Origin of the sequence: Haloferax chudinovii (assembly GCF_042663345.1) — an archaeon.
Lineage (GTDB): Archaea > Halobacteriota > Halobacteria > Halobacteriales > Haloferacaceae > Haloferax > Haloferax chudinovii.
In genome coordinates, this window is sequence record NZ_JBHTAB010000010.1 from 39,783 (window position 1) to 64,462 (window position 24,680).

The window sequence follows — 24,680 nt, forward strand, 5'->3', positions numbered from 1 at the left end:
GACGCGTCCGAGAAGAGAATTTCCAATGCCACAGAATGTCTCGGAATCGTCGACGAATCACGGGTAGAGTGCCGGAGAGAACCGACATATCGGAACACCCGTCTACAAACATCGACGATTCAGAAAAAGATTCAATAAAATGACCTCCATGACAGCACGACCCTCACAAGTCTTATCCGTAAAGGGCGTGTGTGTTCAAAAGCAATGGCGAAAGGAAACGTTGATTTCTTCAACGACACTGGCGGCTACGGTTTCATTTCGACGGACGATGCTGACGACGACGTGTTCTTCCACATGGAAGACATCGGCGGCCCGGACCTCGAAGAAGGCACGGATGTGGAGTTCGACATCGAGCAGGCCCCCAAGGGCCCGCGCGCGACGAACCTCACGCGCCTTTAAACTAATTTAGTACGCCGCGTTTCGCGGCAGAACGATAACTCACATTTTGCGTATATCCGACCGGCGAGCGACGCGTTCGCAACCCGTCGGCTACGCGAACTATCCACTCACCACGCAGAGCGTGTCGGCCGCGCGGGCCTGCTCGGAGCGACGCCGCGGCGGTTCGAGTCGGCGGTCGGTCAAACGCGGGTCGGTCCGTCATCTGTTTAGCTGGTGGCGTCGAGGACGGAACAGATATCTTGTGCCGCCCGGCGAGAGCGCGGGTTCGGGGCGGAGAGTGGCCGACGAGCCGGCGGAGAGGCCACTCAGAAATCGCCGTTGATGATGTCGGCGACACGCTGGCGGTCGAACAGCTGTTCTTCCGCGGGGATTTCGGGGTACGGGCCGCCGTCCGAGGTCGGCCACTCGCCGAACTCCTCGGGGTAGAACTGCTTGGCGCTCATCTCCAGTTGGAAGAGGTTGAGAATCGGGCCCTGATAGCGCGCACCCTGCGGGTAGACGTGCCCGTTCTGGACCGCCGAAATCTCCGCGGCGACGGGGTCGTCTTCGAGCGTCGCCCGGAGGTCGTTCATGCTGACGTTCGGTTGCATCCCGCTCAGGAAGAGCACGACGTCGGGGTCGGCCTCCAACAGCGCCTCGAAGTCGACGGTCGACCCCGACTCGATGGAGCCCTCGAACGCGTCGTGCGGTTCGAGCGGCCGGATGTGCGAGGTCAGGAAACCGGGGTTGCCGACCGTGTACGCCCACACCTGCGTCTCGATGTCGGACGCGGTGAGCAACACGACGCTCGGGCGCTCGTCTTCCGGCGGGAGCCCGTCCTCGATGGTGGCGAGCACGTCGGTGCGGACGGCCGTGAGCGCCTCGTAGCGTTCTTCCTCTCTGAGTACCTGCGCGACCTTCCCGAACTGCTCCCACAGCGTGTAGTACTCGTAGTCGCCGGTCCACTCGTCGGTCGGCGACGCGTGACGGGCGCTCAGCGAGTTCCCGAACCACGGCGAGATGTTCTCGGCGACCTCCTCGATGTCGCCCATATCCCACTGTTCGAGTTGGACGACCCACGCCGGGTCGGCCAGATGCACGTCGCTGTCGAGTTCGTAGAGCTTCTCCTTGCTCGTCTCCCACGAGGGGTACAGGTCCGCCCAGTCGACCTCGACGCCGGGGAGCCGCGCCGTGAACTGCTTCCACGTCGCGTCGTAGTACGCCGGCCCGTTGACCGCGTTGACGTCGTCGCCGCGGCCGAGCGCGAACGCCATCCCCGCGTGGTGGGAAAGCCGCGTGAAGATGCTCCGGGGCGACTCGTCGAACTCCACGGTGCCGACCGGTGACATCGTCACCGAGTACGACGCGTCCGCGGGCGTCTCGGTCTCCGTTTCAGTGGCCGTCTCGGTCGCGGTCTGCGCCGCCGCCTCGGTCTCAGAATCCGTCGTTGACGCCGAATCGCTCCCCCCGGTACAACCGGCGAGCAGACTGCCTCCGACGGCCGCGCCACCGTACTTCACGTAGTCGCGCCGCGTCAGTCCCGCCCGTGGCGTCTCGTCGTGTCCCATATTTTTTAGGCCAGCCTAAAATTAATAATTGCTTCGGTTCTCGGGCGGTTGAGAAGGGGTCTGCACGGAGTTACTCCCCGTCCGAACGCTTATCCTCCGAGACCGATTCGAATTCAGTATGGCTAGTGCGACCCGTGATGACAACGGCGAGGGGGGCGTCGGGTTCATCCACGAGGATGACGGCAGTATCACCGCCCGAGACATCGAGACGGGTATCGCATCCTTCGGCAAGACGAACTCCGAAGCGCTCCGGATGCTCTCGGAAGCACTCCTACTGCACGAAGGAGGTGGCGAACCCGTCACGGACGAATATCTCGAGGAGTTGGGACTCAATCCCGACGAGTTCGACGATAGAGAGCTTCCGGACTTCATGCAGTAACGTGGCGCGAACAACGTTTTCCGGCCGGGAAATCGTGAAGGCGTTGACCCGTCATGACTTCGAACCTGCTGGTCGAACTGGGAGCCACGTTCAGTTGCGGTACAACATTCCGACCGGAACGCTCCAGTCTATCGCCAAGCAGTCGGGGGCGAAGCGTTTCCACTCGTGGTGCGAGTGGATCGAACAGACGCTGTAACTTTCAGTCGCCCGACAACCGTTTCGGGGGACTCGCACACGCTACGCGGTGCTCGTTGGTGTTGAAAGGGGTAGTGATGGGCCACAGTGACTCGCTTCGCTCGTCACAAGCACCCGCGTACTTCGTTCGCGGGAACGGCTCAGATTCGAGTCCAGCGAGACCTCGTCTCGCCTCTTCACGCTCGCTATGCTCGCGTGAACCACGGTCACTCACTTCGTTCGTTCCCTGATTCGAATCTTCGCCGGGTGAAATCTCTCACACCTTTCAGACCACTCGCTGTCGCTCGTTAGCGTTGAAAGGGGTAGAAATGGGCCGGCTCAGATTCGAACTGAGGTTACGGCCACCCGAAGGCCGAAGGATACCAAGCTACCCCACCGGCCCGCATTTTGAGGCAAGCCACCGTCGCGTTTAACAGTTGTGATTACGGCCCACCGTCAGACGGCGTGACACACCGCCGAGCCCGACTCAGTACCGCGAATAGCCCGCGGTGTCGAGGTAGTTGTGCGCGACCGTAATCGAGTGGTCCCCGTGGAGAATCTCGGGGCCGAGGCGAACTCGCTCGTCGGCGGCGGCCGCCAGCAACTCGGCCTCCTCGTCGGTGAAGTCGTGGTGGTCCGAGAGGACGAAAAGCGGGTTTGCGGGCGGTTCGACCTCGACGACGGGGTCGCCGTCCTCGTGGAGTTCGACCACGGTCGCGTCGCGGGCGGCCTCCTCCAGCGTCGCCTCGAAGCCCATCCGGCGGATGGAGACCCCCGGCGACGACTCGGCGGGCATGTGGCCGATGGCCTCTTCGCGTTTCTCCAGCGCCTTGCGAATCAGGGCGGCGGTGGAGCGCTCGTCGGGGTTGAGTCGGCGGAGTTCCGACCCCTCGAAGCGGACGGTGTACTCGTCCCCGAGGACGAGGTGGACCCGAACGTCCTCGCGGATGTCGTGCGAGAGGAAGAACGCGGCGTTGACACAGCGGCAGAGCACGTCGAGGCGGCCGGCCCCGCCCGCGATGTCGTCGAGCGAGAAGTCGGGCGTCGTCGGCGCGTCGTGGCCGATGACGATGAATTGGCGCATGAATCCGACTCGGCGCGTCGGGGCCTTATTGCTGTTCACTCGCGCGGGGGAGCGGGCGGGTTGGAGCGAAGCGACGCCCGCAGTGGACGCGAATTACCCCGACCGCGCACGTCATATCCGCCGGACGCTTACCTCAGGTAAGTGAGCCTCAAAGCCGGGCGCGACCCGATGGTCCGCCTGTTCGCCGAATACGGTCGCGAGAACCTCGCGTGGTTCGTCGTCGGGCTACTGGCGAGCGTGCTCGGGCGACTCGTCGCGGTCGTGCCGGCGCTCGTCCTCGGGGTCGCCATCGACGCGGTGTTCTTCAGAAACGCGGCGTACGCCCTCCCGTTGGTCCCGTCGTCGTGGGTGCCGACGACCGTCTCCGGGCAGTTCTGGCTGAGTTTCTGGCTCGTCATCGGGGCGTTCGTCGGCGGCGTCGCGCTCTCGTGGGTGCAGGGTCTCGGCCTCGCGGTCTACTCGAACCGCGTCCAGCACGCCGTCCGCGTCGACACCTACGACACGCTCCAGCGCCTCGACATGGCCTTCTTCGACGACAAACAGACCGGGCAGGTGCTGTCGATTCTCGACGGCGACGTGCGAAACCTCCGGACGTTCCTCGACAGCACGCTCTCGGGCGGCCTCCAGTTGGTCGTCGCCGTCGTCGGCATCGCGGGGGTGCTGTTCTACCTGAACGCCCAACTCGCGGTCGTCACGCTCGTGGCCGTCCCGCTTTTGGCCGTCTTCACCGTCTGGTTCATGCAGAGGATTCGGCCGCTGTACCGCGGGCTCCGTGAGAGCGTCGGCGCGCTCAACACCCGCATCGAGAACAACGTCTCGGGGATGGAGGTCATCAAGGCCTCGGCGACCGAGGACTACGAGACCGACCGCGTCGCCGACGCCTCCATGGACTACTACCGGCGCGCCCTCGCGGTCGTCAGGCTCGACTACCTCTACCAGCCATCGATGGAGCTTCTCGCGGGCGTCGCGTTCGCCGCCACGTTCGCAATCGGCGGCGTCTGGCTCATCTTCGGCCCGCCCGCCCCCTTCACCGGCGACCTGCTGGTCGGCGAGTTCGTCACCTTCCTGTTCATGACTCAGCGGTTCATCGACCCGCTTTCGGGTGCGGGCCGCATCGTCAACTCCTACGAGAACGCCCGCGCCTCGGGCGAGCGCATCTTCGGGCTGGCCGACCGCGAGGCCGTCGTCCGCGACGCGCCCGACGCCAGCGCCCTCGACGCGGTCGCCGGCCGCGTGGAGTTCGACCGCGTGTCGTTCGCCTACGCGACCGGTCGCGAGGTGCTCCGAGACGTCTCGTTCACGGCCGAGCCGGGCGAGACCGTCGGGCTCGTCGGCCCCACGGGCGCGGGAAAATCCACCGTCGCGAAGCTCCTCCTCCGGCTCTACGAACCCGCGGACGGCGCGGTTCGCGTGGACGGCCGCGACGTGCGCGACGTGCGCATCAGAGACCTCCGCGAGGCCATCGGCTACGTGAGTCAGGACGTGTACCTCTTCGACGGGACGGTCAGGGAGAACCTCCTGTACGGGGCGTTCGACGCCACCGAGGCGGAGATGGTCGCGGCCGCGAGCGCCGCCGAGGCCCACGAGTTCGTCTCGCGGCTCCCCGACGGCTACGACACCCGCATCGGCGAGCGCGGCGTGAAGCTCTCGGGCGGCCAGCGCCAGCGACTCTCCATCGCCCGCGCGATGCTCCAAGACCCGCGGATTCTCGTCCTCGACGAGGCGACCAGCGCCGTCGACACCGAGACTGAACTGCTCATCCAGCGCGCGCTCGACCGGCTCTCTGAAGGCCGGACGACGGTCGTCATCGCCCACCGGCTCTCGACGGTCCGCCGCGCCGACGCCATCGTCGTCCTCGACGAGGGCGAAGTCGTCGAGTCGGGCACCCACGACGAACTGGTCGAACTCGGGGGGCTGTACGCGACGCTCTGGGGCATTCAGGCCGGCGACGTCTCCGGCGTCTCCGCGGACATCCTCGCGCGGCTGGTCGAGCGGAGCCGCGCGGCCGACGACGCCGACGCGACCCGCATCGCCGACAGGGTCGCCGACGGCGGCGACGACGCCTGACGGGAGCTCAGCAGTCGCTCGGAGGCGAGTGAGAAAAATTCGAGTTCCGGGACGAGAAAGCCGGTTCCCGGCTTCGGTCGCGTCGGTGCGGCTCAGTTACGCCGGCGTGGGCGTGGGACCTTGGGTCGGCGCTGAGCCCGGCGCTGAACCGGCCGGAGCGCCGGATTCGGGCGTGGCCGGTTCGGGCGCGCCGGCTTCCTTGTCGCCGGAGACGAGGAAGTCCGCGAGGTTACCCACGAGCACCTCGTTGTCCGCTTCGTAGGCCGACTCGGGCGCGAGGAAGTCGGCGTCGCCGATGGCGACGACCGTCTCGCTCTGGGCGGCGACCGTGTACGGACCGGGCTTGCGAATCGACTCGACGCGGGTCTCGCCGCCGGAAACGAGCGCCGGCGAGACGCCGTCGGCCGAAATCGAAAGCGGCGCGGCGTCGCGGAACACGACCTCGTCGACGCCCTCGGTCAGGGCGGTGTCGCCCTCGGGCGCGGCGTAGACGTTCTCGTAGTTGAGGTAGTAGTCGTGCATGTTGTACAGCGACGAGGAACCGAACGTGACCCCGTAGTCGGAGGTCAGGCCGGCGTCGCCGCCGGTGGGCCCGGACGACACCGAGACGGTGACGAGACCGAGGATGCTCGTCGTGCCCGCGGACTGCGGGTCACCGAAGAGGGCGACGCGGCCGCCGGCGTCTTCGAACTCGCGCAGACCGTCGAGCTGGCCGCTGGTGTACGGGCGTTCGGGGTTGACGACGACGAAGGCGTCGGCCCGCCGGAGCGAGGCGTTGAAGTTCCGCTGGGCGTCCTCGCGGGTGAGGTACTTCACCTGATGGCCGTTGGCGACGAGGGTGTCGACGAGCGGTTGCACGTCGGACTCGCTCACGTCGTTGCCGTGGCCGACGTCGATGAGGACGGTCTTCGGCGCGGCGTTCGAGTCCATCGTCACCTCGCCCGATTCGGGGCCGGGCGTGGCGACGAGTTCGTCCGCATCGAACGCCTGTTTCGCGGCGTTTTGGGTGTCTGCCGAGTCGTTGCCGCCGAGTTGGACGGCGTAGGGTGCCACCGCGGCCCCGACCAAGATGAGGCCGAGCGCGACCGCGAAGACGACCGCCCCGCCGAGTAGGTTACGCTGAGACATTGCCGATCACCTCGTCTTCGTACTGCACCTGTCCGTACACCATCAGGAACTGCGGGGCGCGAACGCCGTCGTAGCCGATGGGACTCTGGTCGATGACGACCGTCGAGTTACCGCGCTGGGAGCTGAGGAGGATGATACCGGACCGGGTCGGCGGCTCCTTCTCGACGACCTCGTAGTTTTCGAGGCCGGCCTCCGAGGCGGCGCGGTCGATGGCCGTCTGGAGCGTGCCGATGTCGTCGGCGTAGCCGTTCTGCGTGGCGCGAGCGCCCGTGTAGACCTTCGCGTAGGCGACCTCCTCGCGCGACAGCGAGAGGTCGTCGCCGCGGTGGTCCATGACACTGCCGACGAAGGCGTGTTTCAGCGTCTCAATCTGGGCTTCGCGTTGGTCGACGGTCATCGAGGCCTTGTCCGGGCCGGTGCGAATCTCGTTGGACGTGCCGCCGATGGGGGCCGACCCGCGGACGCCGACGCTCCCGACTATCGAGGAGGGCGTCACGTAGATGCTCTCGGAGGGGAGCATCGTGTAGTACGCGCCCGACGCGCCCGTGCCTTGGACGCTGGAAACGACGGGCATCTCTTGGGCGGTCCGGTTGACAGCCATGTACATCCGCTCCGAGGCGGCCGCGGAGCCGCCGGGGCTGTCGACCTGTAGGACGACCGCCTGTATCGATTCGTTCTCTCGCGCTTCGTGGAGGTCCTCTTCCAGCTGGTCAGCTGTGTAGGAGGTGATGGTCCCGTCGACCGAGATGACCGCCACCCTGTCGGGGGTGGGCGCGGCCGCGTCGTAGACGACGGGGGCGAGGAATGCTCCAACCAGGACGGCCGCGACGAGGGCGAGGACCGAGATGGTCCGCGTCGACGCCGCGGAGGAGGGTTTTGATACCATACTGCGGACGAGAGTTCTAGAGCCGGTGTCAAAACAGTTGTCATTTGAAAAGACAGTCTTGCGAGCAAGAATGTCGGCGAGCGTCGGTTTCGTCAGTGAAGCCGCGACGCCGAGACACCGAAAACGGGAGTCGTGACCCACTCAGTCGGTCAGTCCGTAGCCGCGCCGGAACAGCACGACGTTGAGACCGACGACCCCGAGCGTGAGCGCCGTCAGCACGCCGAGAGAAAGGTTCGGGTCCACCTCGGTGACGCCGAGAAAGCCGTAGCGGACGCCGTTGACCATGTACACCATCGGATTGAGGAGCGACGCCTGCTGGAAGGTCTCGGGAATCTCGTTGAGCGAGTAGAAGACGCCGCCGAAGAACACCAGCGGGCGGAGGATGAACTGGTTCATCATCGTCAGGTCGTCGAAGTCGTCGGCCCAGAGGCCGCCGACCACGCCGAGCCCCGCGAACAGCAGGGTGATGACGAGCATGAACGCGACGAGGTAGAACGGCTGGGCGACGCCGACAGAGGTGAAGAACGCGCCGATGAGGGCGACGAGCGCGCCGACGAGCACCCCGCGGGTCGCACTGGAGAGGACGTACGCGCCGACCATCGAGGAGTACGACAGCGGCGAGGTCAGCGCCTCCTCGATGTAGCGGTTCCAGCGGCCGTGAAAGATAGAGAACGACGCGTTCTCGAAGGCGTTGGAGACGGCCCCGAGGACGATGAGCCCCGGGAGGATAAACAGGATGTACGGGACGCCCGCGATCTCGTTGATGCGCTCGCCGAGAATGACGCCGAACACGGAGAAGTACAGCACGTTCGTGATAAACGGCGGGACGAACGTGTTGCGCGGGCGGCGGACGAACCGGAGGACTTCGCGGCGAAGCAGGGCGTAAAAGCCGGTCACGTCGAGGCTCGTGAGGCTCATTGCTCGACCTCCGCGGTGGCGCGGCCCTCGCCCTGTCTCGTCATCTCGACGAACACCTCTTCGAGCGACGTGCGGGAGATTTCGAGGTCGACGATTTCGTGGCCCTGTCGGTCGAGCGCCTGCACCACGTCGGGGGCGACGAGACCGCCCTGCTGTGCCGTCACGACGAGGCGGGTGCCGTCGAGTTCGACGGCCTCGACGCGGTCGTCGTCGGCCGCGAAGTCGGGCACCGCCGTCGGCGGGTCGCGGAGTTGGACGATGATGTCGTCGGTGCCGCGGTCCATCAGTTCCTCGGGGCTGGCGACCTCGATGACGGAACCGGCGTCGAGGATGGCGACCTCGTCGCAGAGGCGTTCGGCCTCCTCGATGTAGTGGGTCGTGAGCAGGATGGTCGTCCCGCTGTCGTTGAGGTCGACGATGGTCTCCCACAGTTCGTGGCGCAGTTGCACGTCGACCCCGGCGGTCGGCTCGTCGAGGATGAGCAGGTCGGGGTCGGTGATGAGCGCCCGCGCGAGCATGAAGCGGCGTTTCATCCCGCCGGAGAGCCAGTCGAAGCGGGTGTCGCGCTTGTCGTAGATGCCGACGCGCTTGAGCACCTCGTCGGCGCGCTCGCGGGCCTCGTCGTGCGGAATCCCGTGGTAGCCCGCCTTGTGTTCGAGCACTTCGCGGATGGGGAAAAAGCGGTCCACGTTGAACTCCTGCGGCGCGAGGCCGATGCGGTCGCGGGCCTCGCGGTAGTCGTCTTCGACGTCGTAGCCGAAGACGCTCGCCTCGCCGCCGGTCTTGCGGACGAGGCCGACGAGGACGTTGATGAACGTCGTCTTGCCCGCCCCGTTCGGCCCCAACAGCCCGAAGAACGACCCCTCCGGAACGTCGAGGTCGACGCCGTCGAGGGCGCGGACGTCGCCGTAGGACTTCGTCAGGTCGCGTATCTCAATCGCGGATGCCATTCGTTGGTGCGTCGTCGGGCGTGGACGCGATTAAGCGTAGTGTCCGCGGAACGCCCCGTCACGAGGTGACACGACCGGTCGCCAACCGGAACCGACGCCGAGAACACTCGACTCGACGACTCCATGGCAGGTTGTGACATATCAAATTAGGGCCTAATATGCGTCTGTACAGAAATAAGTCATTAACTAATATTATCATTATCAATCATTAACTATTAGTAGTTCTCGGCAGTCGAACCGGGTGAGGAGACAGCCGATGGTAGTATCCGAAGCACACCACGCATCCGACCGCTCGACGACCGCGACCCGCCCCGACCGCTACCGACCGCCGACACCACCGACGTAACCGATGACAGACCGCGACAACACGACCCGAACCGACACGACGACCCGCACGCCGACCACCCCTCGCTCGACGACGACTCGTCCTCGCGCCGCGCGGCGCGACCCCAACAACGAGGAGAACATGGACGCGCCGCTCGTCCCCTTCATCCAACGGCCGGGTGCGGACGACGAGCTGACGACGATTCGGCGCGAACTCGCCGCGCTCCGCGCCCAACTGAACCGCATCGAGCGAACGATGCAGTCCACCGACACCCAATGAACCCGACCGAACTCGACAGCGACGTCTTCGCACAGGATGTTGACAACCAGAAGGCCCGCGAACTGCGGGAGATGCTGAACACGCAGGACTTCGTGTTCGCCCCCGGCATGTACCACGCCCTCGACGCCCGCCTCGCCGAGATGACGGGCCACGACGCCGCCTACATGTCCGGCTACTCGACGGTCCTCGGGCAGTTCGGCTTCCCCGACTTGGAGATGGTCACGATGACCGAGATGGTCGAGAACGCAAAGCGCATGGTCGAGGCGACGAACCTGCCGGTCATCGCCGACTGCGACACGGGCTACGGCGGCGTCCACAACGTCCGCCGCGCCGTCCGCGAGTACGAGAAGGCCGGCGTCGCCGCCGTCCACATCGAAGACCAGACGACGCCCAAGCGCTGTGGCCACATCGCCGGCAAGCAAATCGTCTCCCGCGAGAAGGCCCGCGCCCGCTTCGAGGCGGCGGTCGACGCCAAGCAGTCGGAGGACACGGTCGTCATCGCCCGCACCGACGCCTACGGCTCCTCAAACGGCGACTGGGAGGAACACCTCGAACGCGGCCGCATCTACGCCGACGCCGGCGTCGACCTCGTCTGGCCCGAGATGCCGAACCCCTCGCGCGAGGACGCGGTCGACTACGCCGAGGAGATTCACGAGACCCATCCGGACCTGAAGCTCGCGTTCAACTACTCGTCGTCGTTCGCGTGGTCCGACGAGGAAGACCCGCTGACCTTCCAAGAGCTGGGCGACCTCGGCTACAAGTACATCTTCATCACGCTGTTCGGCCTTCACTCGGGCGCAAACGCCGTCTACGAGGACTTCAAGAGGCTCGCCGAACAGGACGAAGAAGGCCAGTTCGACCTCGAACAGCGCTACCTCGACCACCCCACCGAGAGCCACCACGAACTCTCGTTCGTCTCGCGGTATCAGGACATCGAGACGCAGTTCGACCCCGAGGCGCGCCGGCGCATCGAGGAGTCCGAAGGGTTCAGCGAGGAGCAGGCCGACCCCATCACGAGCAACGACGATGACTGAGCGCAGACACGACCGCGAGTTCGTGCGGACGTTCTTCACCTCGCCGACGGCCGTCGAGGGCGAAGCCGACTCCGCGAAGATGCTCCGACGGGCGGCCGGCCTCCGCGGGATGCAAGCGCCCGACGTGTGGGTCCCCGACAACGAGGACGCCACCGCGCCGTCGATGCGCGACGAGGGGGCCGAGAACATCGTCGAAGTCGTCGCCGAACATGGCGCGGCGTTCCCCGGCGAGATTCACCCGCGGATGGTCTGGCACCGCGACAGCCCCGAGACCCGGTATCAGGGCTTCCAGCACATGCTCGACATCAGCGACCCCGAGCGGGGCGCGGTCGAGCACATCGACGGCTTCGTCATCCCCGAGGTCGGCGGCATCGACGACTGGAAGAAGGCCGACGAGTGGTTCACCATCGTCGAGAACGAACACGGCCTCGACGAGGGGAGCCTCGCCATGTCGGTCATCATCGAGAGCGGCGCGGCCGAACTCGCCATGGGCGACCTCCGCGACGAGATGGGCAAGCCGACGAACAACCTCGAACGGCTGTTCCTCCTCGTCGACGGCGAGGTCGACTACACGAAGGACATGCGGGCCATGACGCCAACCGGCGAACTGCCGGCGTGGCCGGAGCTTCGGCACAACACCTCCCGCGGGGCCAGCGCCGCCGGCTGTATCGCCGTGGACGGCCCCTACGACGACATCCGCGACGTGGAGGGCTACCGCGAGCGCATGACCGAGAATCAGGCGAAGGGGATGCTCGGCATCTGGTCGCTCACGCCCGGCCAAGTCGTCGAGGCAAACACCTCGCCGCTCCCGCCGAAGGCCGGCAGTTGGCTCCTCGACGCGGTCGGCGAGGCGGTCGAGCTCGCGTCCGAGGACGGCGTCGAGGTGTACGACGGCGACCGCCTCTCGCTCGAACCCACCGACGGCGGCTACGAACTCCGCGTCGGCGGCGACGCGCGGGAACTCACCGCCGACGAACTCCGCGAGGAACTGCTCGGCCTGACCTCGTACGTCCCGAGCATGGACGACATCGTCGACTCCATGGAGGAGTTCGAGGCGGCCAAGGAAGCCGGCCGCGGCGCGATTGCCATGACGCAGTCGGCGACGCTCCGCATCGGCGGCACCGAAATCGACATCGAAAAAGACCGGATGTGGGACGAGGCGACCTATCAGGCCGCGATGACGCCCATCAGCCTGTTCCAAGACGTGTACGAACACCGCCCGGACCAACACGAAGAACTGGAAGAACGCTACGGCGCGGGCGTCGTCGAGCGCGCGATGGAGGTGGGGCTCTGAGCGCGGCCACCAACCACAGGGGTTCCGCCGTCGGCCCCGGTTCCGGCTTGGTCAGACGACGGCGTCCGGTTTCGTAGCTCTGCGACGCGCTCGCCCGAACCGTGGGGGCGACGCGTCGCGTTCTTTTTGTGGTCCCGCGTGCGGTCCGTTCCGACTCGACAGGGCTCCGGCCGACGCTAGCCTCAAGTTCCGCCCGCGCGACTCGGCGCGTGTGGACGATTCGAGGGACACCCCGGCGACGACGGCGGCGGAACGCGGCGCTGACAGCGGCGATGGCGAAGCGCTGGAACCCGACGCAGTCGTCGACTTCGAGTCGGCGGGCGTCGGCGACGAGGAGACCCTCGCGCGGCTCCGCGCGGTGAGCTTCTACCTCGACGAGGCGTTCGAGATTCCGGGGACGAACTACCGCGTCGGCCTCGACCCGATACTGGGACTCGTGCCGGGAATCGGCGACGCGACGGCCTCGGCGCTCTCGGCGTACATCCTCGTCGAGGCCGCCATGCTCGGCGTGCCGCGGGCGACGGTCGCGCGGATGCTCGGCAACGTCGTCCTCGACGCGACCGTCGGCTCGCTCCCGCTCGTCGGCGACGTGTTCGACGCGGCGTGGAAGGCCAACGCCCGAAACGTCCGCCTGTTGGAGGCCCGGTACGACGACGCCTCCCCCACGGCCAAGGCGGCCGACCGGCGCTTCCTCCTGGCCGCGGTCGTCGCTATCGCCCTACTTCTCGTCGCGCTCGGCGCGGCCACGGCGCTCGTCGCCCTCTGGGTGCTCGGACAAGTCGGATTATTGTAATTACTCGATATACGAACTATGAGAACCCGTTGTGTGCGTCGTTATCGAGCCCCAAACTGTAAACTACAAGACATATATAGGAGCTTGCAAATCGTGGCGTATGGAACGACGTACTTTCCTCAAGAGCGTCGCCGCGACGGGAGCCCTCCTCACCACCGCCGGTTGTATGGGCGGTGGCTCCGAGTCACAGCCGACCTCGGGTAACGAGACGGGTAATGGCACCGCCGGGGAGACGACGACCGAGGCCGAGTCCGCCGAGGTTCCCGACCCCGAACTCGCCTTCCGCACGAACGGCGGCGTCCTCCGCGTCGTGCACATGGGCGGCGAGAAAATCACCGACGAGTCGACGAGCGAGGTCTACGTCGCCGTCGACGACGAGCGCGCCACGACGTGGGTCGACGACAGCGAAGAGACCGAAAACTTCCCCGTCTCGGTCGGTAACTTCCAGAAAATCGAGTCCGCGGAGACCGGTTCGACGGTCGAAGTCGTCTGGGTCGGCACCGGGGGTACCGAGGAAGTCCTCGCGACCCACGAAGTCGCCGCCGAGGAGACCGCGACCACGACGACGACCAACGAGACGACTACGACCACGACGACCAACGAGACGACTACGACCACGACGACCAACGAGACGGTCACGACCGCGAACGAAACCGCGACCGCGACGGCCACCGAGACGACGACGGCGAACGAGACGACCACGTCGTCCGGCAACGAGACCAGCAACTGAGACCGGCGCCCGGCGCGGACGCCGGCGTCGGACGCGACGGGGCTTTTTTCGACTCGAACGGGGTTCGACAGTCGCGCAGTCACGCTCGAAGCGACGGGGCCGCGAACCCCCGCGGGGTCGGCGGTGGAGCCGACTCAGTCGTCGGCCGGGAGGGCGTCCGGGTCGGTCGTCGGGTCGGACGCGACGAGGCCGGTGCGGACGCCGAGGCGGTGACCCAGCGGGCCGAGCGCGTCGCGCTTCATGAACGCGAAGCCGAGGAGGATGAGCGCGAAACCGGCGACGGTGACGGGACCGATGCGCTCGCCGAGGAACGCCCAGCCGGAAACGGCGGCGACGACCGGTGTGACGTAGTTGACGAGGCTGATTTCGACCGCGCCGATGCGGTCGAGCAGGACGAAGTAGGCGATGAAGCCGACGGCGCTACACAGCACGGCCAAGAACAGTAGCGCGGCGACGACGACCGGCGACCACGCCACGCTCGCGAGACCGGGTTCGCCGAGGACGGGGCTCGTGACGTGGAGCATGCCCGCGCCGAGGAGCATCATCCACGCCTGCATCGCGACGACCGGCGGGTTCCCGGGCAGTCGCTTGACGAGCACCGAGCCGAACGCCCACGCCGCGGCGGCGAGAAACAGCAGGACGACGCCGAGCAGTTGGCCGCCGACGGACCCGGACGCGAGGGCGATGAGTACCGTTCCGGCCAATCCCAGCAGGACGCCGAGGAAGCCGAACGCGTCGAGGCGCTCGTCGGGGAGCATCGGCCACGCGAAAAGCGGCGTGAGAACGGGCGCGAGGCTGATGACGATGGCCGAGACGCCGCTCGTCACGTACCGCTGGCCGGAGAACAGAAGCGAGAAGTGCGCGCCGATGAGGAGCGCGCCGCCGACGGAGACGACGAGCCACTCGTCGCGGCCGCGGGGTCGCCAGTCCTCCGCCGCGAGCAGGCCGTAGACGAACAGCACGACGCCGGCCACGTCGTACCGGAGGGCGGCGAACAGCACGGGCGGGAGGGCGTCGAGACCGACCTCGATAGCCATGAAAGAGGTCCCCCAGAGGACCGCGATGGTCGCGAACAGTGCGAGCGTCCGATTCGTTTGCGTATTGAGAGACACGAGATATCGACCGTAGACCCGGGCGTTGAAGCGGCTACCACGCCGCCGTACATCAAATTTCTCGGAGCCGAGATAGCACACCACTCGGGTCGTGTTGACAACCGCCTCGGCTCGACGAAACCCTGACGAGGCCGTCGGCGACGACGGGTCGCGCGGGGCCGACGCGACGACTGCGATGGCGACGCGGTGAGCCGGCGACGCGCCGAACAAAGTAAGCTAGTTACGCGCGCCCCGATAGAGACCGAACATGAGCATCCTTGAGGACGCGCGAGCGCTCGCCGAGAGCGGGCCGGTCTGCGACGCCTGTCTGGGCCGGGCCTTCGCCGAGCGCAGTTTCGGGCTGACGAACGCCGAGCGGGGCAAGTCGCTCCGGGTCGCCGCCGCCCTCGACGACGACGAGCCGTACGAGGCCGTCGACACCGAGGACTGCTGGGTCTGTGAGGGGGCCTGCGCCGAGTTCGACGACTGGGCGGAACGCTGTGCAGAGGCCATCGAGGACGTTGAGGTCGGGACGTATCAGGTCGGCACCCGCGCACCGCCGCTGGTCGAGGAGAACGAACTGCTCCTCCGCGAGGGCGCGGGCCTGCCCGAGGACGCCGGCGAACTGTTCAAATCCGAGTTCAACCGCGAGGTCGGAAAGCGCGTGGGCCGACTCACCGGCACCGAGGTGGACTTCACCCGCCCGGACGTGCAGTTCCTCCTCGACATCGAGGCCGACACCGTCGAGGCGCAACTCAACTCCGCGTTCGTCTACGGGCGCTACCGGAAGCTCGCCCGCGACATCCCGCAGACCGAGTGGCCCTGCCGCGAGTGCGACGGCTCGGGCTATAAGGGCAAAGAGCCCTGCGACTACTGCGGCGGCTCCGGCTACCTCTACGAGGACAGCGTCGAGGGCTTCGTCGCCCCCGTCGTGACGGACGTGATGGACGGCGTCGACGCGAAGTTCCACGGCGCGGGCCGCGAGGACGTGGACGCGCTCATGCTCGGTACGGGCCGACCGTTCGTGGTCGAAATCATGGAGCCGCGTCGCCGCACCATCGACGTGGAACAGCTCGAAGGCGACATCAACGCGATGGCCGAGGGCGAAATCGAAGTCGAGGGGCTTCGACTCGCCACCTACGACATGGTCGAGCGCGTGAAGAAACTCGACGCGAGCAAGGAGTACCGCGCCGCCGTCGAGTTCGACGACGACGTGACCGACGAGGAACTGCGGGCCGCGCTGGACGAACTCACCGGCGCGACCATCGAGCAGTACACCCCCCACCGCGTCGACCACCGTCGCGCGAGCATCACCCGCACCCGACACGTCTACGACGCCACCGGCGACCTCGAAGACGCGCGCCACGCGACCGTCGAAGTCCACGGCGAGGGCGGCCTCTACATCAAGGAACTCGTCTCCGGCGACGAGGGCCGAACCAACCCGAGCCTCGCCGGCATCCTCGACACCGGCGCGGTCGTCACCGCGCTCGACGTCATCGCGGTCGAAGGCGAGGACGAACCGTTCGAGGACGACGAGTTCTTCAAGGGCTGAAGCGAGACGCCGGCGAGCGTCGACGGGCGTCGGCGCGGACCGCAACCTCTAATTTTCCACGCCAAGACCCGACCAGATATGCACATCGGCGTCGACGAGGCCGGAAAGGGACCCGTGTTGGGTCCGATGGTCGCCGCGGCGGTCCGGGGGGAGCCCGACGCCCTTCCGGACGGAATCGCCGACTCGAAGCGACTCGCTCCCGAGCGTCGCGAGGAACTCGCCGCGACACTCCGAGAGCGCGACGACATCGAAGTCGGCGTCGCGTTCGTCGAACCCGAGACCATCGACGACCCCGAGACGGACATGAACCGACTGACCGTCCGCGCGCAGGTCGACGCCGCCGCCGACGTCGCCGTCGACGACGACGAACTCGTCTGCGACGCGGGCGACGTGAGCGAGTCGCGGTTCGGCCGGCGCGTCCGCGAGGGGCTTGCCGAGGCGGGCGTCTCGGTCGAGGTCCGCGCCCAGCACCGCGCGGACGACGAACACGCCATCGTCGGCGCGGCGAGCATCGTGGCGAAAGTCGAACGGGACCGGCGGGTCGAGGCGCTCGCCGCGGCGTACGGCGAGGTGGGGAGCGGCTACCCGAGCGACGGGACGACCCGCGAGTTCCTGCGGGAGTACGTCCGCGAACACGGCATCCTGCCGGACTGCGCGCGGAAGTCGTGGTCGACCTGCGCCGACCTCATGGCCGCGCACGAACAGTCGTCGCTGGGGGATTTCTGAGGCGGCGGGGAACCGGCGTTCGAAACAGTGGAGAGTCGGTAGTTCGAAGGCGAATCTCGGAGACGATTACCGCATCTCGGCGAGCGCGACGTACCCGCCTTCCTGAGCGGAGAGCCACGTCGTCAGCAACTCGTCATCTGTGAGTCCTGCGGGGAAGATGGTGCACTCGTCAGGCGCGTCGTCGTAGGGGGCGACGATGGCGACAAGCTCGTCGTCCGCGGAGTCGGAGCGCCGCGGGGCGTCTGACCGGGTCGTCATCGCGTCCGTGTCGTCGTGTCGAAGTGGCGTATCGTCCATGAGTGGAGTGCGTGTACCGTGATTACCGACGGGCGGCGGTTGCTTGGTTGCCGCTTCGCTCAATATTTTATAGGCAGTATATATTATTCTGTCGGCAAGTACGTCCCGCTGGGGACGAATGAAACCGTCGCTGTCTGCCGATTCTGAAATGGAAAACGCTCTGGGAGTCGGGGTGCTATCAACTGCGAGAATCGAGCGAACGGGCCGGGGGGCGAGAGCACCGGTTCGTGAGACGCGAATTGGAGCGGCGAACGAAAAGAGAAAGCGCGTCGGCCGAACTGAGGTCGGCCTCAGCGGTCCTCGGTCAGGAGGAGTCGGAGGATGTCACCGTACGCCGGGCGGGTGACGAGCACGCCGACGATGACGCCGAGGATAGTGAAGATGGCGAAGCCCTGGAGGTCGCCGAGCGAGAGCACGGCGAGCGGGCTCATGGCGATGATGGTCGTCGCGGCGGCCGCGCCGATGACCCAGAAGGCCCGGCGGAACCGCGACTGGAAGACCTTCCGCGACGTCACGGAGCCTTCGGCCATCACCTCGTCGGCGATGATGATGAGGTCGTCCACCCCGGTCCCGATGACGGCGATGAAGCCGGCGATGACAGAGAGGTCGAGCGGGTAGCCGATGGCGGCGGCGAACCCGAGGAGGATGTACACCTCGGAGAGGCCGGTGACAATCATCGGCAGGGCGACCTGCGGTTTGCCGTAGCGGATGAAGACGACGCCGGCGACCGCGAGGACCGCGATGATACCCGTGATGAGCGAATCGAACTTGAAGCTCTCACCCTGACTCGGGGAGATGTACGAGGAGGTGCCGCTGTCCTCACCCGAGAGGTCGAGGCGGGCCGGGAGCGCGCCGGCGCGGAGGTTGATGGCGATGTCCTGTGCCTCGGAGGTGTTGCGCGTCTGGAGCTGGAAGCTCGGCGCGTCGGCCCACTCGCCCGCCCGCATGGTGTCTGCGAGCCCGCCGCTCATGCCGAAGGCGTTGACGACGTCGCCGTTGACGACGAGCAGGAGACAGCCCTCGGTCGTGTTCTCGCCGCCGTCTTCCATGTAGGTACACCGCGTCCCGCCGGGTTGGGCGAGGCCGGTGTCCTGAACCGCCGTCTGGAACTCCGACGCTGGCTCGTCGCGGACGGAGACGGGGACGAACGCCCCGCTCCCCGTCTGGGACTCCTGTGCGGTCCCGATGGAGGTGAAGTCGGCCTGCGTCAGGACGGCCTCGCGCGTCTCGTAGACCCGCGACCCGTTGTCCGTGCCGGTCGGGTGGTAGATGTCTATCTGGACCGTCCCGCGCTCACCGACGAGGTCGACGACGTCGGACTGGTCGCGGTTCGGGACCTCGACGAGGATGAAGTGCTCGCTCGTCGCCGTGGTCACCTGCTGGACCGTCCCGCCGGAGAGACCGGCCTCGTTAATCTTCGACTGGAGGACGCGGACCGTCTCCTCGCGGGTCGTCGCGGTGACGCCGTCTCTGACCTCGCCGTGGCCGTAGCCCGCGGCGTCGAGCGCGGCGCTCAGGTCGTCGGTCGTGACGTTCTCGATGGTCACTTCGACCGTGTTGGACTCCGCGCCCGTGCGGGCGATGACGTCCGCGGCGTCGGCGCCCGCTATCTGGGCGGCGACCTGCCGTTCGACGACGCGCTCGGAGTCGCCCTCGAACTCGACGTCTTCGGCGGTGACGCCGACGAGCGGCGCGCGGATACGCGTCCCGCCGTCGAGTTGGAGACCGAACTGGAGGTTCGTCGCGCTGTTGCCCTCACTTGCGGACTGGGCCCCCATCGTCGGCGAGAAGAGGGCGAACGTCGAAAGCAGGATGGCCACGACGAGGAAGATGACCCGCCAGTTGTCGCGGAGCGTGCTCATCGGGCCACCCCCTCGAACTTGTACCAGCGAAGGAGGGTCACGTTCAGCATGTAGGTGTTCATCAGGTCGGCGGTGAGGCCGAACACGAGGACCGTGCCGATGGCGGCGAGCAGTTGAATCCCGAACAGCGTCGCCGTGATGGTCATGACGATCATCGCCGCGATGGACGTGAGCGTCATGGTCACGCCGGTCCGCATGGCGCGCGCGGTCGACTCGTAGAAGTCACCGGAGCGCCGGAGGACGTGGTTGTTCAGGAGGATGTCCGAGTCCACCGAGTACCCGATGAGCATCAGGAGGGCCGCGACGGTCCCCAGCGACAGTTCGATGCCGAAGAGGTTCATCAGCGCCACCGGGATGACGATGTCGGAGAACGCCGAGAGGACGACCGCGATGGAGGGGACGAACGAGCGGAACATGGCGAACACGAGGACGCTCATGCCCGCGAAGGCGACCGCGAGGCCGCCGAGAGCGAGCAGTTGTGTCTCGCCGCCGAAGTTGGCCGACACGGCGTCGATAGACCTGACTTCGAAGCCGGCGTCTTCGGCCTGCGTCTGGAGTTCGCTCGACGTCGCGCTCCCCGACTGGAACGTCACGACGTACGTCCCGTCGGCCGCGACGGAGCGAATCGACTCGGGCTGGCTATCGAAGGCCGCGGTGACCTCGCTTTGCGGGGCATCCGTTGCGATGCGGAGTTCGGTACCGCCGGTGAAGTCGACGCCCGGATTCACCGGCGCACCAGTCGCGACGTACCACCCTCCGATGACCAGTAAGGCCACCGCGAGGACCGCGAGGGGGACGGCCGCGAGTTGGCGATTCGTGTACCGGGTGTAGTCTACCTCCGGTACCGTAAACTCAACCATGGGTTGCGGTCCTGAGCGGTGCGGAATAAGGTTTCTTATCCGCGGACGGTCTCGGTCGCCGAGCGGTCTGACGAGCGCCCGACGAACCCGCGACAGGCCCATAGTCGTTGGCCGACAATCGTGAACGATGACGACCGACCAGACGGCGACCCGCGTGGTCGTCTCCTTCCCCGACCAACTCAGCGCGTGGGGCCGCGACCAACTGACCGCCGACCGCTTCGTGAACTACCTGCGACGAGTCCACGAGGACGCCGAGCCGGGCGACGAATGGGAGGAGTTCCTCGACGTGGGCTGTTGCGGCGACTCGCTGACACTGACGCTCCGCGTGGAGGAACTCGAGCCGGCGGACGCGACCCGCATCGGCGAGGAGACGACAGTCGAGTTCGTCGAGCGCGAGGGGAGCGTCCACGGCGGGTGGTGCGTCCAGAGCGCGGACGGGCCCGTCTCCTCGACCGGGAAACAGCGGTAGGACGCGACACGAAAACGCGGATAAAAAGCGCCCTGTCAGGGCATGTAGCGGACAGCAACGACGCCCGGTTGCGAGCGGATTTCGACGCGGTTCACGTCGAGTCTGGCGGCCCGCGAGAGCAGTCCCTCGCGGTCCGAGAGGATGTCGTCGACGGCCTGTTCGGTCGTGTCGTCGGGGACCGACAGGACGTGAATCTCGCCGGTCCCGGCGCGTTCCTCGCGGACGAGTTCGCCGTCGGGGTTGTCGGCGGCGATATCGCGGGAGTTTGTCGTCGGCGACTCGGTGGAGCGCTCGACGGAGACGGTCCAGCGCGACTCGACTTCGACGAGTTGCCACGAGACGTTCATCGGCGGGTCGGGCGCGACGGTCCCGCGGACGGCTTCGTCCTCGGAGACGCCGGGGTTCGACGAGAGCGCGTGAACCTGCCCGGAGTGAACGTCCTTCAGGACGGCCGACTCCTCGTCGGCGGCGGTGACGAGAAAGGTTCCCGTTCGCTCGGACTCGGACTCAGTCTCAGTCTCGGACTCGGACTCGGTCATCACCCGCTGTAAGCAACCGGGCCTTTTCCCCGTTTCGGGCGCTCACGACGGCGTGTGCCACCGACACCCACGGCGACGGTGGGCTTTTCTCGCGGCGCGCCGACGCGACTGACGATGCCCGCGCTCTGGCGGTTGACCCGGACCGAGACGGCCCGCCGCGTCTACGACGCGCTCAAGGCCCGCGGCCTCACGGCGACGCAGATGGACGAGTACGTCGCGGACGCCGACGCGGCGGACGCCGGCCGCGACCCCCCGCCGGGAGTCGAGATTCGCGCGCTCGACCCCGCGGAGGCGAGGCGGTTCGAAGCTCGCGACGACGCGTTCGCCGAACTCCGGGACGACGAGACGGCGGTGTGCGCGTTCGACGGCGGGAGCGGTGAGAGGGACGGCGAGGGTAGTGAGAACGGTGAAGCCGCGGACGCCGACCCCGTCGGCTACCTGTTTCTCGGCGACCCCGGCCTGACGTACCACATCCACCCGCTGGAGGCCGACGTGACCCTCCCCGGCGGCTACGTCCGCCGGGTGTTCGTCGCGCCCGAGGCGCGGAACCGCGGCATCGCCACCGCGCTCGTCTCGCGGGCCGTCGCCGTCGCCGACGACCGGGGGGCCGAGACGGTTCACGCGCTCGTCGCCCGCGACAACCGGCCCTCGCAGTGGACCTTCGAGAGCGTCGGCTTCCGCGTCGCCCGCACCCGGGCGTACTACCGGGTCGGCCCGTGGCGACGCCGGCGCGTCAAACCGCGTTCATAGCGGTACAGAGCGCTCAGTTTCGTCCCGAGCGCTCCGTTCGGGAACAAAGGTATATAGATATTTGTTTTATATATACTATAGCGGTTAAATTTATACTCAATCAGCCGAGTGTGTCGGACAGACAGGCATGACGGACGAACTCAGGTCAGCACTTCGCGGGAGGCTGGACGCGGTCGACGCGCGGGCGAGCGAGGTCGTGCGCTCATCGACGGGGGAGAACATGATTTCGCGGCTCGGGACCGCGGACTGGTTGAGTCTGGGCGCGCTCTTCTGGGCGTGGGTCGGCGCGATACTGTTCGTGTCGGGCGAGCCGAACTGGGCCATCGTGGCCGTCCTCGCCGGCTTCGTCTTCGACAAGGCCGACGGCTACTACGCCCGCGAGACCGGGACCGCCTCGGCGTTCGGCCGACAGATAGACTCCTTCATCGACATCTTCGCGTACCTCGTGTCGGCGGCGCTTCTGTACCACGTCGCGCTCGCGCCCAACCCGGTCGTGAGCGCCGTCGTCGGCTTCGTCGTCCTCACCTTCGGCGGCCTGCGACTCATCCGCCACAACAGCGAGGGGTTCGGCGACGACTCGGGAACCTCGTACTACCACGGGACGACGGTCGTCCACACGCATCTCGTCGTGCTGGCGAACTACTTCCTCCTCCAGTTCGTCCCGCTGTGGAACGGCTGGGTCGCGGGCGCGACCATCGTGGCGGTCTGCCCGCTCATGACCTCCGACTACAAGGCGTACAAAACCGACGCGGGACACGTCCTCGTCGGCGTCGCCGGCGTCCTGACGGTCGTCGGCTGTCTCGCGCTCGAGTTCGGCGTGGTATGAGCGGTCGGACCCGGAGCTCGCGGGGGCCGCGAACGCTCGCGGTCGACCTCCACGTCCACACCGACGCCTCCTACGACTGCGAGATGTCGGTCGAAGCGGTGTTGGCCCGCGCGGCGGCGGTCGGCCTCGACGCGGTCGCCATCACCGACCACGACTCGGTCGGGTCGCTCTCGCGGGCGTTCGACATCGCCCACGAGTACGGCGTCCGGGTCGTCCCCGGCGTCGAGGTCTCGACGGCCGACGGCCATCTCCTCGCGCTCGGCGTCGACGACCCGCCGGCGACGGGGCAACCACTCTCGGAGACGGCGCGGGCGGTCCGCGAGTCGGGCGGGCTCGCGGTCGTGCCGCACCCGTTTCAGACGTTCCGTCACGGCGCGTCCCGACGGGCGATTCGGGACGTGGACGCCGTCGAGGTGTACAACGCGCACACGCTCACCGGGTTCAGAAACGGGCAGGCGCGGCGCTACGCCCGCCGGCGGGGACTTCCGGGCACGGGCGGGAGCGACGCGCACCGACCCGCGCTGGTCGGACAGGCGTCCACGGCCATCTCGGTCGGGGCTGACGGCGGCGTCACGACCGACGCCATCTTGGAGGGGATTCGAGCCGGGCGAACCGTCGCCCGGGGGACGCGAACGACCGCCCGCCAGTACCTGCGGAAGTACGCGCTGAACGCCCGGCTCAAGACCGCCTCGTTCCTGTGACCGGTCGGCTGTTCGACTCGACCGACGCGCGGAACGCGGCGCTCGTCAGGCTCGGCGTCGTCGCCGGGAGCGGCATCGTCTTCCTGCTCGCCCGGCGCTTCGGCCGGCCCGCGGTTGAGCGCCTCGTCGCCGACGACGCCCTCGCCGAGTTCGACGGCTTCGCCGACCGCCGGGGCGTCGCCGGGCTGTTCGTCCTGTTTCTCCTGCCGGCGTTCCCGGACGACGCGCTCTGTGCGCTCGCCGGGCTCTCGCCGCTTCGACTGCGGACGCTCGTCGTCCTCGTCGCCGTCGGTCGCCTGCCGACGTTCGCCCTCGCCGCGGCCGCCGGGCAGAACGCGGGCGCGGCGAACTACGAGGCGGTTGCGCTCCTCGTCGGCGTCGGCGTCGGCGCCTCGGCGGTCGTCTACCGCTACCGCGACGAGCTGGCGGCGCGAGTCGGGTGAGGCCGAGTCCGAAAAAACGAGTCGGGGGGTTACCGGAGCAGTCGGTGAAGCCCGTAGATGCCTACCCCGCACGCGACCGGCGGAACGAGGCCGTAGACCGCGGGCAGGTCGTAGAGCAGTTGAACGACCGGGACGAGCGCCAAGACGGTCGTTTGACCAACCGTGAACGGCTCGGCCGGCGTCTGTAACTCCGGCGGCACCGACGTGAGAAGTCCCACGTACACCGAGGCCATGAACACGAAGCCCGCGAGCGCGAGGCTCAGGTCGTACCGCGGTTTCGACCCGGTGCGGCGGTGCCGGCGGGCGACGAACAGTACCGGGGCGACGAGCGGCGCGACGACGAACAGCCCCACGAGGACGTAGAACGACCGCGAGAGGGTGAGCGACCCGCCGGGGACGCCGGCGGTCGCGCCGATGAGGACCACGAGTCCGAAGGCGACGAACAACGAGACGACACCCGTCGCCAGCGCACCGACGAGCACGTAACATTTGAACAGCCACGACTCGCTGTGCCGGAAGGCGTACGGGAACGCGCCGATGACGCCGCCGTAGTCGTCTGCCATCGGTCGCCCTTGGG

26 protein-coding genes, 1 tRNA gene and 1 pseudogene are annotated in these 24,680 nt (G+C 67.3%); 15 read left to right on the forward strand and 13 right to left on the reverse strand.

Translation table 11 applies throughout. From position 1 onward, the window contains the following. The first annotated feature begins 204 nt into the window (after positions 1-204). A complete protein-coding gene (locus tag ACFQI8_RS15765) occupies positions 205-399 on the forward strand; it encodes a cold-shock protein (RefSeq protein WP_004041873.1) in 195 nt (64 codons plus the stop codon). A gap of 305 nt (positions 400-704) precedes the next feature. Here the strand turns inward: ACFQI8_RS15765 and ACFQI8_RS15770 are convergent, their stop codons facing one another. Continuing rightward, positions 705-1,946 (reverse strand): ABC transporter substrate-binding protein, encoded by a 1,242-nt coding sequence (locus tag ACFQI8_RS15770; protein ID WP_390246440.1) that lies wholly within the window; start codon positions 1,944-1,946, stop codon positions 705-707. Positions 1,947-2,064: 118 nt separating this feature from the next. On the opposite strand from ACFQI8_RS15770, the gene ACFQI8_RS15775 reads away from it, so the two are divergent. Then, entirely contained in the window at positions 2,065-2,325 is a 261-nt protein-coding gene (locus ACFQI8_RS15775; RefSeq protein ID WP_390246442.1) for a type II toxin-antitoxin system HicB family antitoxin, read from the forward strand. A gap of 504 nt (positions 2,326-2,829) precedes the next feature. Here ACFQI8_RS15775 and ACFQI8_RS15780 read toward each other — a convergent pair. Further along, positions 2,830-2,902, reverse strand: a tRNA-Pro gene (locus ACFQI8_RS15780). A gap of 84 nt (positions 2,903-2,986) precedes the next feature. Then, positions 2,987-3,583: a tRNA (pseudouridine(54)-N(1))-methyltransferase TrmY gene (gene trmY / locus ACFQI8_RS15785; protein WP_390246444.1), complete on the reverse strand. Its 597-nt coding sequence runs from the start codon at positions 3,581-3,583 to the stop codon at positions 2,987-2,989. Between the two features lie 168 nt (positions 3,584-3,751). Between trmY and ACFQI8_RS15790 the strand changes: the two genes are divergently transcribed. Continuing rightward, the gene (locus tag ACFQI8_RS15790; RefSeq protein WP_390246667.1) at positions 3,752-5,650 is read left to right on the forward strand and encodes an ABC transporter ATP-binding protein; all 1,899 of its coding nucleotides are present in this window, start codon (positions 3,752-3,754) and stop codon (positions 5,648-5,650) included. Between the two features lie 96 nt (positions 5,651-5,746). On the opposite strand, the gene ACFQI8_RS15795 is transcribed toward ACFQI8_RS15790, so the two are convergent. The 4 genes from ACFQI8_RS15795 to ACFQI8_RS15810 all read right to left on the reverse strand — a co-directional run bounded on the left by ACFQI8_RS15795 (position 5,747) and on the right by ACFQI8_RS15810 (position 9,532). Further along, entirely contained in the window at positions 5,747-6,778 is a 1,032-nt protein-coding gene (locus ACFQI8_RS15795; RefSeq protein WP_390246446.1) for a DUF4350 domain-containing protein, read from the reverse strand. Next, the gene (locus ACFQI8_RS15800; protein ID WP_390246448.1) at positions 6,765-7,664 is read right to left on the reverse strand and encodes a S49 family peptidase; all 900 of its coding nucleotides are present in this window, start codon (positions 7,662-7,664) and stop codon (positions 6,765-6,767) included. Before ACFQI8_RS15800 ends, ACFQI8_RS15795 begins: the two co-directional genes overlap by 14 nt. A gap of 141 nt (positions 7,665-7,805) precedes the next feature. Then, positions 7,806-8,582, reverse strand: a complete 777-nt coding sequence (locus ACFQI8_RS15805; RefSeq protein ID WP_188424640.1) for an ABC transporter permease — start codon at positions 8,580-8,582, stop codon at positions 7,806-7,808. Next, complete coding sequence (locus tag ACFQI8_RS15810) at positions 8,579-9,532, reverse strand: ABC transporter ATP-binding protein (protein ID WP_390246450.1); 954 nt, start codon at positions 9,530-9,532, stop codon at positions 8,579-8,581. The genes ACFQI8_RS15805 and ACFQI8_RS15810 overlap by 4 nt, the downstream gene beginning before the upstream one ends. Positions 9,533-9,881: 349 nt before the next feature. Here ACFQI8_RS15810 and ACFQI8_RS15815 point away from each other — a divergent pair, with 349 nt between their 5' ends. The 5 genes from ACFQI8_RS15815 (at position 9,882) to ACFQI8_RS15835 (ending at position 13,987) form a co-directional block, all read left to right on the forward strand. Continuing rightward, positions 9,882-10,136 (forward strand): hypothetical protein, encoded by a 255-nt coding sequence (locus tag ACFQI8_RS15815; RefSeq protein ID WP_390246452.1) that lies wholly within the window; start codon positions 9,882-9,884, stop codon positions 10,134-10,136. After that, positions 10,133-11,170 carry an isocitrate lyase gene (gene aceA, locus ACFQI8_RS15820; protein WP_390246454.1) on the forward strand — a complete coding sequence of 346 codons (1,038 nt, stop codon included), beginning with the start codon at positions 10,133-10,135 and terminating at the stop codon, positions 11,168-11,170. Before ACFQI8_RS15815 ends, aceA begins: the two co-directional genes overlap by 4 nt. Then, complete coding sequence (gene aceB / locus ACFQI8_RS15825; protein ID WP_390246456.1) at positions 11,163-12,464, forward strand: malate synthase AceB; 1,302 nt, start codon at positions 11,163-11,165, stop codon at positions 12,462-12,464. The genes aceA and aceB overlap by 8 nt, the downstream gene beginning before the upstream one ends. 211 nt (positions 12,465-12,675) lie before the next feature. Next, positions 12,676-13,257: a DUF4112 domain-containing protein gene (locus ACFQI8_RS15830; RefSeq protein ID WP_390246458.1), complete on the forward strand. Its 582-nt coding sequence runs from the start codon at positions 12,676-12,678 to the stop codon at positions 13,255-13,257. A gap of 100 nt (positions 13,258-13,357) precedes the next feature. After that, a complete protein-coding gene (locus ACFQI8_RS15835; protein WP_390246460.1) occupies positions 13,358-13,987 on the forward strand; it encodes a twin-arginine translocation signal domain-containing protein in 630 nt (209 codons plus the stop codon). Positions 13,988-14,121: 134 nt separating this feature from the next. Here the strand turns inward: ACFQI8_RS15835 and ACFQI8_RS15840 are convergent, their stop codons facing one another. Continuing rightward, positions 14,122-15,099: a DMT family transporter gene (locus ACFQI8_RS15840; protein ID WP_390246462.1), complete on the reverse strand. Its 978-nt coding sequence runs from the start codon at positions 15,097-15,099 to the stop codon at positions 14,122-14,124. Between the two features lie 247 nt (positions 15,100-15,346). On the opposite strand from ACFQI8_RS15840, the gene ACFQI8_RS15845 reads away from it, so the two are divergent. Together ACFQI8_RS15845 and rnhB are read left to right on the forward strand one after the other, a co-directional pair. Next, a complete protein-coding gene (locus tag ACFQI8_RS15845; protein WP_390246464.1) occupies positions 15,347-16,630 on the forward strand; it encodes a tRNA pseudouridine(54/55) synthase Pus10 in 1,284 nt (427 codons plus the stop codon). Between the two features lie 78 nt (positions 16,631-16,708). Beyond that, positions 16,709-17,356, forward strand: a complete 648-nt coding sequence (rnhB, locus tag ACFQI8_RS15850; protein WP_390246466.1) for a ribonuclease HII — start codon at positions 16,709-16,711, stop codon at positions 17,354-17,356. Positions 17,357-17,422: 66 nt separating this feature from the next. Here the strand turns inward: rnhB and ACFQI8_RS15855 are convergent, their stop codons facing one another. The 3 genes from ACFQI8_RS15855 to secF form a co-directional block, all read right to left on the reverse strand. Then, positions 17,423-17,653 (reverse strand): DUF7511 domain-containing protein, encoded by a 231-nt coding sequence (locus ACFQI8_RS15855; protein ID WP_390246468.1) that lies wholly within the window; start codon positions 17,651-17,653, stop codon positions 17,423-17,425. A gap of 290 nt (positions 17,654-17,943) precedes the next feature. After that, positions 17,944-19,515, reverse strand: coding sequence for a preprotein translocase subunit SecD (gene secD, locus ACFQI8_RS15860; protein ID WP_390246470.1), 1,572 nt, complete (start codon positions 19,513-19,515; stop codon positions 17,944-17,946). Then, positions 19,512-20,375: a protein translocase subunit SecF gene (gene secF, locus ACFQI8_RS15865; protein ID WP_007276089.1), complete on the reverse strand. Its 864-nt coding sequence runs from the start codon at positions 20,373-20,375 to the stop codon at positions 19,512-19,514. Before secF ends, secD begins: the two co-directional genes overlap by 4 nt. 127 nt (positions 20,376-20,502) lie before the next feature. On the opposite strand from secF, the gene ACFQI8_RS15870 reads away from it, so the two are divergent. Next, positions 20,503-20,844 (forward strand): hypothetical protein, encoded by a 342-nt coding sequence (locus ACFQI8_RS15870; protein WP_390246473.1) that lies wholly within the window; start codon positions 20,503-20,505, stop codon positions 20,842-20,844. 35 nt (positions 20,845-20,879) lie between these two features. Here ACFQI8_RS15870 and ACFQI8_RS15875 read toward each other — a convergent pair whose 3' ends face one another. Continuing rightward, positions 20,880-21,383, reverse strand: coding sequence for a DUF5812 family protein (locus ACFQI8_RS15875; RefSeq protein ID WP_390246474.1), 504 nt, complete (start codon positions 21,381-21,383; stop codon positions 20,880-20,882). 114 nt (positions 21,384-21,497) lie between these two features. Between ACFQI8_RS15875 and ACFQI8_RS15880 the strand changes: the two genes are divergently transcribed. The 4 genes and pseudogenes from ACFQI8_RS15880 to ACFQI8_RS15895 form a co-directional block, all read left to right on the forward strand. Next, entirely contained in the window at positions 21,498-22,133 is a 636-nt protein-coding gene (locus ACFQI8_RS15880) for a GNAT family N-acetyltransferase (protein WP_390246669.1), read from the forward strand. A 127-nt stretch (positions 22,134-22,260) separates the two neighbouring features. Continuing rightward, a complete protein-coding gene (locus ACFQI8_RS15885; RefSeq protein ID WP_390246476.1) occupies positions 22,261-22,959 on the forward strand; it encodes a CDP-alcohol phosphatidyltransferase family protein in 699 nt (232 codons plus the stop codon). Then, entirely contained in the window at positions 22,956-23,660 is a 705-nt protein-coding gene (locus ACFQI8_RS15890) for a CehA/McbA family metallohydrolase (protein ID WP_390246478.1), read from the forward strand. The genes ACFQI8_RS15885 and ACFQI8_RS15890 overlap by 4 nt, the downstream gene beginning before the upstream one ends. Next, positions 23,648-24,103: pseudogene (locus ACFQI8_RS15895) on the forward strand (TVP38/TMEM64 family protein); the annotation flags it as partial. The gene ACFQI8_RS15890 and the pseudogene ACFQI8_RS15895, both read left to right, overlap by 13 nt. A 29-nt stretch (positions 24,104-24,132) precedes the next feature. On the opposite strand, the gene ACFQI8_RS15900 reads toward ACFQI8_RS15895, so the two are convergent. Further along, on the reverse strand, positions 24,133-24,666 hold the full coding sequence (locus ACFQI8_RS15900) for a hypothetical protein (RefSeq protein WP_390246480.1): 534 nt from the start codon (positions 24,664-24,666) through the stop codon (positions 24,133-24,135). Between the last annotated feature and the right edge of the window lie 14 nt (positions 24,667-24,680).